At 42.4% G+C, this 13,029-nt stretch carries 13 protein-coding genes and 5 tRNA genes; all 18 read left to right on the top strand.

Annotation, left to right across the window (positions count from 1 at the left end; all coding sequences use genetic code 11):
* The first annotated feature begins 4 nt into the window (after nucleotides 1-4).
* The 18 genes from ACRHOZ_RS16700 to rpoB all read left to right on the top strand — a co-directional run bounded on the left by ACRHOZ_RS16700 (nucleotide 5) and on the right by rpoB (nucleotide 13,029).
* Complete coding sequence (locus tag ACRHOZ_RS16700; protein WP_431127918.1) at nucleotides 5-865, top strand: ComEA family DNA-binding protein; 861 nt, start codon at nucleotides 5-7, stop codon at nucleotides 863-865.
* Nucleotides 866-899: 34 nt separating this feature from the next.
* Nucleotides 900-2,039, top strand: coding sequence for an acyl-CoA dehydrogenase family protein (locus ACRHOZ_RS16695; protein WP_431128154.1), 1,140 nt, complete (start codon nucleotides 900-902; stop codon nucleotides 2,037-2,039).
* Nucleotides 2,040-2,107: 68 nt separating this feature from the next.
* Nucleotides 2,108-2,302, top strand: a complete 195-nt coding sequence (rpsU, locus tag ACRHOZ_RS16690) for a 30S ribosomal protein S21 (RefSeq protein ID WP_073181465.1) — start codon at nucleotides 2,108-2,110, stop codon at nucleotides 2,300-2,302.
* A 92-nt stretch (nucleotides 2,303-2,394) separates the two neighbouring features.
* A complete protein-coding gene (locus tag ACRHOZ_RS16685; RefSeq protein ID WP_431127914.1) occupies nucleotides 2,395-3,285 on the top strand; it encodes a tyrosine-type recombinase/integrase in 891 nt (296 codons plus the stop codon).
* Nucleotides 3,286-3,342: 57 nt separating this feature from the next.
* Nucleotides 3,343-3,645, top strand: a complete 303-nt coding sequence (hpf, locus tag ACRHOZ_RS16680) for a ribosome hibernation-promoting factor, HPF/YfiA family (RefSeq protein ID WP_431127911.1) — start codon at nucleotides 3,343-3,345, stop codon at nucleotides 3,643-3,645.
* A 101-nt stretch (nucleotides 3,646-3,746) separates the two neighbouring features.
* Nucleotides 3,747-3,820: transfer RNA gene (locus ACRHOZ_RS16675), tRNA-Thr, on the top strand.
* A gap of 22 nt (nucleotides 3,821-3,842) precedes the next feature.
* Nucleotides 3,843-3,925: transfer RNA gene (locus ACRHOZ_RS16670), tRNA-Tyr, on the top strand.
* 133 nt (nucleotides 3,926-4,058) lie between these two features.
* Nucleotides 4,059-4,131 (top strand) — tRNA-Gly (locus ACRHOZ_RS16665).
* Between the two features lie 175 nt (nucleotides 4,132-4,306).
* A tRNA-Thr gene (locus tag ACRHOZ_RS16660) sits at nucleotides 4,307-4,378 on the top strand.
* A 163-nt stretch (nucleotides 4,379-4,541) separates the two neighbouring features.
* Nucleotides 4,542-5,729 (top strand): elongation factor Tu, encoded by a 1,188-nt coding sequence (gene tuf, locus ACRHOZ_RS16655; RefSeq protein ID WP_422350538.1) that lies wholly within the window; start codon nucleotides 4,542-4,544, stop codon nucleotides 5,727-5,729.
* A gap of 69 nt (nucleotides 5,730-5,798) precedes the next feature.
* Nucleotides 5,799-5,871: transfer RNA gene (locus ACRHOZ_RS16650), tRNA-Trp, on the top strand.
* A gap of 190 nt (nucleotides 5,872-6,061) precedes the next feature.
* A complete protein-coding gene (secE, locus tag ACRHOZ_RS16645; RefSeq protein ID WP_138839377.1) occupies nucleotides 6,062-6,250 on the top strand; it encodes a preprotein translocase subunit SecE in 189 nt (62 codons plus the stop codon).
* A gap of 6 nt (nucleotides 6,251-6,256) precedes the next feature.
* On the top strand, nucleotides 6,257-6,808 hold the full coding sequence (nusG, locus tag ACRHOZ_RS16640) for a transcription termination/antitermination protein NusG (protein WP_431127907.1): 552 nt from the start codon (nucleotides 6,257-6,259) through the stop codon (nucleotides 6,806-6,808).
* A gap of 151 nt (nucleotides 6,809-6,959) precedes the next feature.
* Entirely contained in the window at nucleotides 6,960-7,397 is a 438-nt protein-coding gene (gene rplK / locus ACRHOZ_RS16635; RefSeq protein WP_073181477.1) for a 50S ribosomal protein L11, read from the top strand.
* A 20-nt stretch (nucleotides 7,398-7,417) separates the two neighbouring features.
* Nucleotides 7,418-8,107 (top strand): 50S ribosomal protein L1, encoded by a 690-nt coding sequence (gene rplA / locus ACRHOZ_RS16630; RefSeq protein WP_431127903.1) that lies wholly within the window; start codon nucleotides 7,418-7,420, stop codon nucleotides 8,105-8,107.
* 26 nt (nucleotides 8,108-8,133) lie between these two features.
* Nucleotides 8,134-8,652: a 50S ribosomal protein L10 gene (rplJ, locus tag ACRHOZ_RS16625; RefSeq protein WP_431127900.1), complete on the top strand. Its 519-nt coding sequence runs from the start codon at nucleotides 8,134-8,136 to the stop codon at nucleotides 8,650-8,652.
* A 54-nt stretch (nucleotides 8,653-8,706) separates the two neighbouring features.
* Entirely contained in the window at nucleotides 8,707-9,090 is a 384-nt protein-coding gene (rplL, locus tag ACRHOZ_RS16620; protein WP_422350541.1) for a 50S ribosomal protein L7/L12, read from the top strand.
* 129 nt (nucleotides 9,091-9,219) lie between these two features.
* Nucleotides 9,220-13,029 (top strand): DNA-directed RNA polymerase subunit beta, encoded by a 3,810-nt coding sequence (rpoB, locus tag ACRHOZ_RS16615; RefSeq protein WP_431127896.1) that lies wholly within the window; start codon nucleotides 9,220-9,222, stop codon nucleotides 13,027-13,029.

The following is a 13,029-nucleotide window of genomic DNA, read 5'->3' as shown; positions in this document are numbered from 1 at the left end:
CACTTTGAAAAAATTTAAGTCCCACTTCAGATTCAATAAACAGGAACGGAGTGGGATTTTCTTTTTGTTGCTACTCATCATTGCATTGCAAGGGGTTTACTTTTATGTCAGCTCTTCTTCCAATGGGGAACCTTCCAAGTTTTTGGTTGATAACTTGGAGCAATCTTGGGTAGACAGTTTGCAGCATATCCAGCAACAAAACCCTTCCTTTAAGTTATATCCATTCAACCCAAACTTTATCACGGAATATAAAGGGTATACCTTGGGGATTGCCCCAGAGGAACTGGATAGATTGTATGCCTTCAGAAAACAGGGGAAGTATGTCACCTCTGCCAAGGAGTTTCAACGGGTCACCCTAGTTTCGGACTCCCTGCTTGATCAGATATCACCTTACTTCAAATTTCCAAATTGGAATAAAAGTGCTAAATCAACCTTTACGAATAAGCGCAATGAATCCAATAGCGCTGAAATTTTGGATTTAAACAAAGCTACAGCCCAAGACCTCAAAAAGGTAAAGGGGATTGGTGACAAGCTATCTGCCCGTATTGTGAAATTCAGGGACCGATTGGGTGGGTTCTTGGTTGAGGAGCAGCTCCATGATGTTTATGGGTTGGAGCCAGAGGTGGTTGAACGCACCCTAAAGAAATTTAAGGTGTTGACCGCTCCCAAAATCCGAAAAGTGAATGTGAACACGGCAACAGTTGAGGAATTATCCCGTTTAATTTATATCAGCCAAAACTTGGCCCAGGAAATTGTTCGGTTCAGACAGGTAAATGGCTCCTTTGAATCCTTGGATGATTTAACCAAGGTGGAGACTTTTCCCAAAGAAAGGATTGATAGAATTAAATTATATTTGACCCTATAAAATTTTGCGAATGGTTACGGATACTTTGTCCACGATGAACTTTGAATATTCAGAGACCCAGAAGATGGTTGCTGAGGCTGCACGTGAGTTTGCGCAGCAGTACATTCAGCCTTATGTGATGGAATGGGATGAGAAACAGACGTTTCCCATAGAGGTGTTTAAAAAGGCTGGGGAGCTGGGCTTCATGGGCGTGTTGGTACCGGAAGAACTTGGAGGTTCTGGACTTGGGTATCATGAATACGTTGCCATTTTGGAAGAGATTTCCAAAGTGGATCCAGCTATTGGGCTTTCTGTAGCTGCACATAACTCCTTATGCACCAATCATATTCTTTCTTTTGGGAATGATGAACAAAAGCAACGATGGATCCCTAAATTGGCAACAGCCGAATGGTTGGGCGCCTGGGGACTAACAGAGCATAACACCGGTTCAGATGCAGGGGGAATGAATACTACAGCCGTTAAGGATGGGGATTTTTGGATACTTAATGGTGCCAAGAACTTTATCACGCATGGCATAAGTGGTGATATTGCTGTTGTCATTGCCCGTACTGGAGAAAAAGGGGATAGCAGGGGAATGACGGCTTTTGCTGTTGAAAAAGGCACTCCTGGGTTTAGCAGCGGTAAGAAAGAAGACAAGTTGGGTATGCGGGCCAGTGAAACGGCAGAACTCATTTTCTCTGATTGCAGGATTCCGGATGAAAATCGTTTGGGGGAGATCGGGGAAGGTTTCATTCAATCCATGAAGGTTTTGGACGGCGGAAGAATTTCTATAGGAGCATTATCGCTTGGTGTTGCCAAAGGGTCATATGAAGCCGCATTGAAATATTCCAAAGAGCGGGTGCAATTTGGAAAACCCATCAGTGAATTTCAAGGGATATCCTTTAAGTTGGCAGATATGGCTACCGAGATTGAAGCCTCGGAGTTATTGTTGCATAAGGCAGCGTTTCTTAAAAATGAAGGCAAACCCGTTACCAAATTAGGGGCCATGTGCAAGATGTATGCCTCTGAGGTCTGTGTGAAAGCGGCCAACGAAGCGGTACAGATTCATGGTGGATACGGGTATACCAAGGATTTTCCTGTGGAGAAGTTCTATAGGGATGCCAAGCTTTGTACCATTGGAGAGGGTACTACCGAAATCCAGAAAGTGGTTATTTCAAGAAATATCCTCAAGTAATTTGTTCAATTCTATTTATTAGCAGTATATTTGCACTCCAAAATCTAAAAGAGAGGAGGTTGTAGCCCATGTTAATTATACCAGTAAAAGAAGGAGAAAACATCGATAGAGCTTTAAAGCGTTTCAAGCGTAAGTTTGATAAGACAGGTACCATGCGTCAATTGCGTAAAAGACAGCAATTTACAAAGCCTTCTGTAAAACGTAGAGCCGAAATTCAAAAAGCTCAATATATACAAGGACTAAGAGATCAGGAGGAAATCTAGAATCTTATTCCCGAACCATATAGAATCCCGTTGCAAAGCATTGTAACGGGATTTTTGTTTTTAAATGTAATTGCATTGGGTAACTTTGATTTATGCAGCTGTCCGCTTTCATATCATATTTAAGGCTGGAGAAAAACTACTCGGAGCATACCATTACCGCCTATCAAAAAGATATTTTGGAGTTTGCTGGTTTTTGTGGCGATACGTATGGGATAGCCTCCATAGATGATGTGGAGTATACCCTCATAAGAAGTTGGATTGTTGACCTGGTAGGAAATGGGATTTCCAATCGCACGGTAAATAGGAAGATTTCGTCCTTACGGGCCTACTACAGATTTCTACAAAAGATAGAAAGGTTAAGTGTTTCGCCTTTAGCAAAGCATAGGGCACTTAAGACCAACAAAAAGGTAGAGGTGCCATTTTCCGAACAGGAAATGGAAAAGATATTGTTGGAAATACCTTTTAAAGACGATTTTGAAGGAGTTAGGGACAAGCTGATTATTGAATTGCTCTATGCAACCGGTGTCCGTAGGGCAGAGTTGGTCAATTTAAGGGTTACAGATTTTAATCCCAATAGCCAAACCCTTAAAGTGCTGGGCAAAAGAAATAAAGAAAGATTGTTGCCGCTTTTACCGGCTACCGTTCTAATGATACAAGACTATTTGGAGCGGCGAGCCGAGCTTAAATCCATTAAAGATGCCAACTTTCTTTTTTTGACCAAGTCAGGTCTTAAAATTTATGAAACACTTGTTTATCGTACCATAAATAAGTATTTTAGTTTGGTATCCCCTAAGGTGAAAAAGAGCCCCCATATACTCAGGCACACCTTTGCAACACACTTGCTAAATAGGGGTGCGGATTTGAATTCCGTTAAGGAATTATTGGGGCATTCCAGTTTGGCGTCTACACAAGTGTACACGCACAATAGCATAGCCGAACTGAAAAAAGTTCACTTGGACGCCCATCCCAGAAACAAGAAATAATTAATTTCTTGAAATGTTTAACCAAGTTGCCATGGGCAACCCTAAAAACTAAATCTTATGAAAGTAAATGCACAATCGGTGAATTTTGACGCGGATGCCAAGCTATTGGATTTTATTCAAAAACGAATGGACAAGCTGGAAGTATTTTATGATAAGGTTATAGGTTCCGATGTGTATTTGAAAGTGGAAAATACAAGCGCAAAGGAAAATAAGATAGTGGAGATCAAGTTGTTGGTGCCCCGGGACAAAATCATTGTGAAAAAGCAATGCAAATCTTTTGAGGAAGCTGTAGATTCTGCATGTAGTTCTTTGGAAAGACAATTGGTGAAAAAGAAAGAGAAAATGAGGGCAAAAGCTTGATGAAAATTTTTGAAAATTTATTTTGATTAAAAAAATAAATATATACATTTGCAGTCCGTTAGAAATAGCGGACTTTTTTTATGTAAAAAAGGCTCTAAAAAGCCGATATAGCTCAGCTGGCTAGAGCAGCTGATTTGTAATCAGCAGGTCGTGGGTTCGAGTCCCTCTATCGGCTCGTAAGTTACTGAAAATAAGGCGGGGAGATACTCAAGCGGCCAACGAGGACAGACTGTAAATCTGTTGGTTTTCACCTTCGCAGGTTCGAATCCTGCTCTCCCCACAACAAGCTTGAGGGGACATTTGTCAAAAGTTTACTTTTGAAAGAATGTAAAGGAAAGTTTAAAGTTCAATTCCAACTTGTGTTGGGATTTAAGTTGAAATATTGAATACCATTGGATGTAAAATCCATAAATGCGGGAGTAGCTCAGTTGGTAGAGCGTCAGCCTTCCAAGCTGAATGTCGCCGGTTCGAACCCGGTCTCCCGCTCAAAAGATAAATTTTTAATCCTGATGCAGGGTGAGAAGTTTATTCCGAGCGAAGTCGAGGGAAACCCGGTCTCCCGCTCTAAAGTCATTCCTGCACTTATGCTGAGCCTAGTCGAAGTGAAAGCAGGAATCTCTTCCTTTAAAGGTTTTTAAAGGTAGTTGATTCAACACTTTACGCCGGTGTAGCTCAGGGGTAGAGCGTTTCCTTGGTAAGGAAGAGGTCACGGGTTCAAATCCCGTCATTGGCTCAAAATAATGAAATGCTATTGGTGTTGCCAAACTGTTTTGGTTCCACCTGGGGAAGTGACCTAAGGTCGCGCCTGTCCCGAACTTGTTTCGGGAGGTTCAAATCCCGTCATTGGCTCAAAACGATTTGTACACTAATATAAACTAAGATTAAAATTATTTAAAATGGCAAAGGAAACTTTTGATCGTTCCAAACCGCACTTAAATATTGGTACTATTGGCCACGTGGATCACGGAAAAACTACGTTGACCGCTGCTATTACTACCGTATTGGCAAACGCGGGCTTGTCAGAGCTTAGAAGCTTTGATTCAATTGATAATGCTCCTGAAGAAAAAGAAAGGGGTATTACCATCAACACGTCTCACGTAGAGTATCAAACAGAAAACCGTCACTATGCCCACGTTGACTGTCCAGGTCACGCGGATTACGTAAAGAACATGGTTACTGGTGCTGCGCAAATGGACGGTGCCATCTTGGTTGTTGCTGCAACTGATGGACCTATGCCACAAACTCGTGAGCACATCCTTCTTGGACGTCAGGTAGGTATTCCAAGAATCGTTGTATTCTTGAACAAAGTTGACATGGTTGACGATGAGGAGCTTTTGGAACTTGTTGAGATGGAAGTAAGAGAATTGCTTTCTTTCTACGAGTATGATGGTGACAACGGACCTGTTATCTCCGGTTCTGCTCTTGGTGCACTTAACGGTGAGCAAAAGTGGGTAGACACTGTAATGGAGTTGATGGCTGCTGTTGATGAGTGGATTGAGCTTCCTAAAAGAGATGTTGATAAAGATTTCTTGATGCCTGTAGAAGACGTATTCACCATTACAGGTCGTGGTACTGTTGCTACTGGTCGTATCGAAACAGGTGTTGCCAATACAGGTGATGCTGTTGATATCATCGGTATGGGTGCTGAGAAACTTTCTTCCACTATCACTGGGGTAGAGATGTTCCGTAAGATTTTGGATAGAGGTGAAGCTGGTGATAACGTAGGTATCCTTTTGAGAGGTATTGAAAAATCCGACATCAAAAGGGGTATGGTAATCTGTAAGCCAGGTTCTGTTAAGCCACACGCTAAATTCAAAGCTGAGGTTTATATCCTTAAGAAAGAAGAAGGTGGTCGTCACACACCATTCCACAACAACTACCGTCCACAGTTCTATGTAAGAACTACCGACGTAACAGGAAACATCAACCTTCCTGATGGAGTTGAAATGGTAATGCCAGGTGATAACTTGACCATTACAGTTGATTTGATTCAGCCAATCGCATTGAGCGTAGGTCTACGTTTCGCTATCCGTGAAGGTGGTAGAACCGTAGGAGCTGGTCAGGTTACTGAGATCCTAGATTAATCATATTACAATAAATATTGCACTAAAGGGTGTCCCGATAAATCGGGATACCTTTCAGTGTAAATATAAACGGGTGTAGCTCAGTTGGTAGAGCACTGGTCTCCAAAACCAGGTGTCGGGAGTTCGAGTCTCTCCTCCCGTGCAAAGCGGAAAAGACGAAAAACGTACTGGGACGAGAAGTTTATCCTGAGCGAAGTCGAAGGAAGTCTCTCCTCCCGTGCAAAGCGGAAAAGACAAAAAAGTATGTGAGACGAGAGCGTTAACCTACGGGAAATCTCTCCGAAGCCTGTGCTGAGCGCAGTCGAAGCATGCTGAGAAAATACAAATACACTATGTTCACTTACATTAAGGAATCTTTTGAAGAATTAAAGAGTAACGTTACGTGGTTAGACAGGGAAAAAGCATCCAATCTAATGGTGATTGTGGCGGTTTTTTCAATCTTGTTTGCATTGGCCACCTGGGGAGTGGATTCCCTGTTCAGTAAGTTGATCCGTTTGTATTTTGATAACATAATAGGATAGTTGGGTATGTCTGAGGTTCTGGAGAAAAAATGGTACGTAGTAAGGGCTGTTAGTGGTCAGGAAAACAAAATCAAAGGCTACATTGAAAGTGAAGTGGAGCGCAATGGTTTTGGTGATTACTTGGAAGAAGTACTTGTGCCTACCGAAAAAGTTGTACAGATCCGTAATGGGAAAAAAATCAACAAAGAAAGGGTTTACTTTCCTGGATATATCATGATCAAGGCCAACTTGGGTGGAGAAATGGTGCACATCATTCGCTCCATTACCAATGTAATTGGCTTTTTGGGAGAAACCAAAGGTGGGGATCCAGTTCCATTAAGAAAAGCAGAGGTGAACCGAATGCTTGGAAAAGTGGATGAGTTGGCCGTGAATACGGACAATGTGGCCATTCCTTTCGTTTTGGGTGAAACTATCAAAGTAATTGATGGTCCTTTCAACGGTTTCAACGGAACGGTTGAGAAGATCAATGAAGAGAAGCGTAAGCTTGAGGTGATGGTGAAAATTTTCGGAAGAAAAACACCATTGGAGCTTAGCTATATGCAGGTAGAGAAGATTTAAAAAAGAGAATAGAAAACAGAAAAGAGAGTATAGGGAGAGTTATATTTCTTTCATCTTTTTTCTCTTTTCTTTCATCTAAAAAAAATAGAGCTGTTACATATATAAAGTTGTGTTGCTTCCAATTAACACACTTTCATTTTAATTAAAAACAATGGCAAAAGAAGTAGATAAGGTAGTTAAATTACAAGTTAGGGGAGGTGCTGCGAATCCATCGCCACCGGTTGGACCCGCCTTAGGTGCTGCTGGTGTTAACATTATGGAGTTCTGTAAGCAGTTTAATGCGCGTACACAGGACAAACCTGGTAAAGTATTACCAGTTGTTATCACCGTTTACAAAGACAAATCTTTCGAGTTTGTTGTAAAAACACCACCCGCGGCAGTTCAATTGTTGGAAGCAGCTAAGATTAAAAAAGGATCTGGCGAACCTAACAGGGTTAAATCAGGTAGTGTTTCCTGGGATCAGGTAAAAGCAATCGCTGAAGACAAAATGGTCGATTTGAATGCATTTACCGTGGAATCTGCAATGAGTATGGTTGCGGGTACTGCAAGATCTATGGGACTTAAAGTAGCTGGTAAAAGACCTTTTTAAAATCTTAAAGCAATTTAATAATGGCAAGATTGACTAAAAAGCAGAAAGAAGCCCATTCCAAAATAGACAAGAACAAGCTCTATTCTTTGGAAGAGGCATCAGCTTTAGTAAAAGAAATAACCAATGTAAAGTTTGACGCTTCCATTGACCTTGCGGTTCGTTTGGGTGTAGACCCAAGGAAAGCAAACCAAATGGTACGTGGCGTTGTTACCCTTCCTCATGGAACAGGTAAAGATGTAAAGGTTTTGGCATTGGTGACTCCGGATAAGGAAGCAGAAGCCAAAGAGGCTGGTGCTGACTTTGTTGGGTTGGATGAATATTTGGATAAAATTAAAGGCGGTTGGACTGATGTTGACGTAATCATCACCATGCCAAGCGTAATGGGTAAACTAGGTCCTCTAGGTAGAGTTTTGGGACCAAGAGGTTTAATGCCCAATCCAAAGACCGGTACTGTAACCATGGATGTGGCAAAAGCTGTTTCCGATGTGAAGGCCGGTAAAATTGATTTTAAAGTGGACAAAACCGGTATTGTACACGCAGCAATTGGAAAAGCTTCCTTTTCCGCTGATAAAATTGCAGGAAACGCCAAGGAATTGATAGATACTTTGGTAAAAATGAAGCCTGCTGCTGCAAAAGGTGTTTATATGAAGAGCATCTACTTGTCCAGTACCATGAGTCCTAGTGTTCAATTAGATCCAAAAGCAGTTTAATAACTGGTAGTTCAATATTTATAACGATGACTAGAGAAGAAAAAGCAACCGTAATAGAAGATTTGACTGCACAGTTAGCTGAGAATGCCAACATTTATTTGGCGGATATCTCAGGTTTGGATGCCGTAGCCACTTCTAACCTTAGAAGAGCTTGTTTTAAGGCAAACATTAAACTTGCGGTCGTAAAGAACACCTTGCTTGCAAAAGCAATGGAAGCTTCTGATAAGGAATTTGGAGAACTTCCCGAAGTATTGAAAGGGAATACCTCCATGATGTTTTCCGAAACCGGAAACGCACCTGCGAAACTTATCAAGAACTTTAGAAAAAAATCGGATAAGCCCGTATTAAAAGGAGCTTTCATTGAGGAAGCTGTTTATATCGGGGATGAAAACCTTGATGCACTTGTAAATATCAAGTCCAAAGAGGAAGTTATTGGGGATATTATCGGATTGTTGCAATCACCGGCCAAGAATGTTATTTCTGGGCTTAAATCTGGTGGTGGAAAACTTGCCGGTATCCTTAAGACCTTATCTGAGAAAGAATAATTCGCGCACAATTAACTAAGTATATTTTAAAAATTTTATTTAAACGATAGAAAAATGGCAGATTTAAAAGATTTTGCAGAACAGTTGGTTAACCTAACCGTAAAAGAGGTAAACGAGTTGGCCGACATATTAAAAGAAGAATACGGTATTGAGCCTGCTGCTGCTGCAGTAGCCGTTGCTGGTGGTGCTGCCGCTGGTGGTGGTGAAGGTGAGGCTGCTGAGGAGAAGTCAGAATTTGACGTGATCCTTAAAGCTGCCGGTGCTTCCAAATTGGCTGTTGTTAAGCTTGTAAAAGAGTTGACCGGTCTTGGATTGAAAGATGCTAAGGACATCGTTGACAGCGCTCCTAAAGCTGTTAAGGAAGGTGTTGCCAAAGATGAGGCAGAAGGTATCAAAAAATCATTGGAAGAAGCTGGAGCAGAAGTTGAGCTTAAATAATAGCTTTTACCATACAAGTTTGGTTAAGGTCTTTCCATTTTAATGGTTAGGCCTTAGCCTCTTTTAATAAGGGGTGTATAAAGCCGTACACCGACCCGCATAGTATTCACGATCAAAACTTGTCCATTGATGTTCACAAACAATACTGAAAGAGTAAATTTCGCATCCGCTAAGAACATACCGGAATACCCGGATTTCTTGGACATTCAGATTAAATCCTTTCAAGACTTTTTTCAACTTGAAACCAAATCTGACGAAAGAGGAAATGAAGGTCTCTACAACACCTTCATGGAGAATTTTCCAATCACAGACACTAGAAACCAGTTTGTTCTAGAATTTCTAGACTATTTCATAGACCCACCCAGATATTCCATCCAAGAATGTATAGAGCGTGGGCTTACCTATAGCGTTCCATTAAAGGCGCGACTAAAATTATACTGTACCGATCCAGAGCACGAAGATTTTGAAACTATCGTTCAGGATGTGTATTTGGGAACCATCCCTTACATGACTCCTAGCGGAACCTTTGTGATCAACGGGGCAGAGCGAGTAGTTGTTTCCCAGTTGCACCGTTCACCTGGTGTATTCTTTGGACAATCGTTCCACGCCAACGGTACCAAGTTGTATTCGGCCAGGGTTATTCCTTTCAAAGGTTCTTGGATTGAATTTGCAACCGATATCAATGGCGTTATGTACGCTTACATTGATAGAAAGAAAAAATTGCCCGTAACCACACTTTTCCGTGCCATCGGATTTGAGAGGGATAAGGACATTTTGGAGATTTTCGACCTTTCTGAGGAAGTTAAGGTTTCCAAAGCTGGTCTTAAAAAGGTGTTGGGCCGTAAATTGGCTGCAAGGGTATTGAACACCTGGCACGAAGATTTTGTGGATGAAGATACCGGTGAAGTGGTGTCCATCGAGCGTAATGAGATCATCCTAGATCGTGATACCGTTCTTGAAAAAGAGCATGTGGATGAAATCATCGACGCCGATGTAAAGACCATCCTACTTCACAAAGAGAATAATGCGCAATCTGATTACGCCATTATCCACAATACCTTGCAAAAAGACCCTACCAACTCTGAAAAAGAAGCGGTAGAGCATATCTACAGACAATTGCGTAATGCCGAGCCGCCAGATGAGGAAACTGCGCGAGGTATTATCGATAAATTGTTCTTCTCCGACCAACGTTACAACTTAGGTGAGGTAGGTCGTTACAGAATGAACAAGAAATTGGGTCTTGATATTGGAATGGACAAACAAGTTTTGACCAAGGAAGATATCATTACCATCATTAAATACTTGATCGAGTTGATCAACTCCAAAGCGGAGATTGATGATATCGATCACTTGTCCAACCGTCGTGTAAGAACTGTAGGGGAGCAATTGTCCCAGCAGTTTGGTGTAGGTTTGGCACGTATGGCACGTACCATTCGTGAGCGTATGAATGTACGTGACAACGAGGTATTTACCCCGATTGACTTGATCAACGCCAAGACTTTGTCCTCGGTGATCAATTCTTTCTTCGGAACCAACCAGTTGTCCCAGTTCATGGATCAGACCAACCCGTTGGCCGAGATTACACACAAGAGAAGATTGTCCGCATTGGGGCCAGGTGGTCTTTCCCGTGAAAGAGCTGGTTTCGAGGTGCGTGACGTTCACTATACCCACTACGGAAGACTTTGTCCGATTGAAACTCCTGAAGGACCGAACATTGGATTGATTTCTTCCCTATCCGTATTTGCCAAGGTTAACCCAATGGGCTTCTTGGAAACACCATATCGCAAGGTGGAAAATGGAGTAGTGGATACTAAGGAATACAGTTATCTAAGTGCCGAGGAGGAAGAAGGCATGAAGATTTCCCAAGCCAACATCCCAATGGATGAAAAAGGGAAAATTCAGGATGATAAGGTAATTGCAAGGGAAGAAGGTGATTTCCCGGTTGTAGATCCTTCAGAGGTAAACTACACGGATGTTGCCCCTAACCAAATTGCATCCATTTCCGCTTCCTTGATTCCGTTCTTGGAGCATGATGATGCGAACCGTGCCTTGATGGGATCAAACATGATGCGTCAGGCGGTTCCATTGCTGCAACCACAGTCCCCAATCGTTGGTACAGGTCTGGAAAGACAAGTGGCCACGGATTCCAGGGTATTGATCAATGCCGAAGGTGATGGTGTTGTGGAATATGTGGATGCGCAGAAAATTACCATTAAATACACAAGATCGGAAGAAGAGCGCTTGGTAAGTTTTGAAGAAGACTCGAAGACCTACGATTTGGTGAAGTTTAGAAAGACCAACCAAGGTACCAGCATCAACCTAAAACCTATTGTTAGAAAAGGGGATAAGGTAGAAAGAGGGCAGGTACTTTGTGAAGGATATGCCACTGAAAAAGGAGAATTGGCCTTGGGTAGAAACATGAAGGTTGCCTTCATGCCTTGGAAAGGATACAACTTTGAGGATGCAATTGTAATATCCGAAAAAGTGGTACGTGAGGATATCTTTACTTCCATCCATATTGATGAATACGCCCTTGAAGTTAGGGATACAAAATTGGGTGCGGAGGAATTGACCAATGATATTCCAAACGTTTCTGAAGAGGCAACCAAGGACTTGGACGAGTACGGTATGATCCGTATCGGTGCCGAGGTAAAACCTGGTGATATCTTGATTGGTAAGATTACTCCAAAAGGGGAATCCGATCCAACTCCGGAAGAAAAATTACTACGTGCCATCTTTGGTGACAAGGCGGGTGATGTAAAAGATGCTTCCTTGAAAGCTTCTCCTTCCTTGAGAGGGGTGGTGATCGACAAGAAATTGTTCTCCCGTTCCATCAAGGACAAGCGTAAGCGTTCTGAGGATAAAGAGGCCATTTCACGATTGGAAATGGACTACGAAGTGAAATTCCAACAGTTGAAGGATATCTTGATCGAGAAATTGTTTGGCTTGATCAACGGGAAAACTTCACAAGGGGTAATCAACGATTTGGGTGAGGAAGTACTTCCAAAAGGAAAGAAATACACCATTAAAATGTTGAACGCCGTGGATGACTTTGCTCACTTGGTAGGTGGTAGCTGGACAACGGACGATAAGACCAATGCGTTGGTGGCCGACTTGTTGCACAACTACAAGATCAAGTTGAACGACATCCAAGGTAACCTACGTAGAGATAAGTTTACCATTTCTGTTGGGGATGAACTTCCTGCTGGAATTATGAAGCTGGCCAAGGTATACATCGCCAAAAAGCGTAAGCTTAAGGTAGGTGATAAAATGGCGGGTCGTCACGGTAACAAAGGTATTGTTGCCCGAATCGTTCGCCAGGAGGATATGCCGTTCTTGGAAGATGGAACACCAGTGGATATCGTATTAAACCCACTTGGGGTACCTTCCCGTATGAACATTGGACAGATTTACGAAACTGTTCTTGGATGGGCAGGTCTTAAGTTGGGCAGAAAGTACGGAACCCCAATTTTTGATGGAGCTACCTTGGAGCAGATCAATGCACTTACAGATGAGGCTGGAGTGCCAAGATTTGGACACACTCACCTTTATGATGGTGGAACAGGGAAGCGTTTTGACCAAGCGGCAACCGTAGGCGTTATCTATATGTTGAAATTAGGACACATGGTAGATGACAAGATGCACGCCAGATCTATTGGACCATACTCCTTGATCACACAGCAACCGTTGGGTGGTAAGGCACAGTTTGGTGGTCAGCGTTTTGGTGAGATGGAGGTTTGGGCACTTGAGGCCTATGGAGCTTCATCAACCCTACGTGAAATCTTGACCGTGAAGTCGGATGACGTTATCGGTAGGGCCAAGACCTATGAGTCCATTGTAAAAGGTGAGACCATGCCAGAACCTGGATTGCCAGAATCTTTCAACGTACTGATGCACGAACTTAAGGGATTAGGTTTGGACATCCGATTGGAAGAGTAG

The sequence above is a fragment of the Flagellimonas flava genome, from assembly GCF_050617915.1.
Lineage (GTDB): Bacteria > Bacteroidota > Bacteroidia > Flavobacteriales > Flavobacteriaceae > Flagellimonas > Flagellimonas flava_A.
The sequence above is the reverse complement of the archived record's forward strand: the minus strand, read 5'-3'. Positions and strand labels throughout refer to the sequence as shown.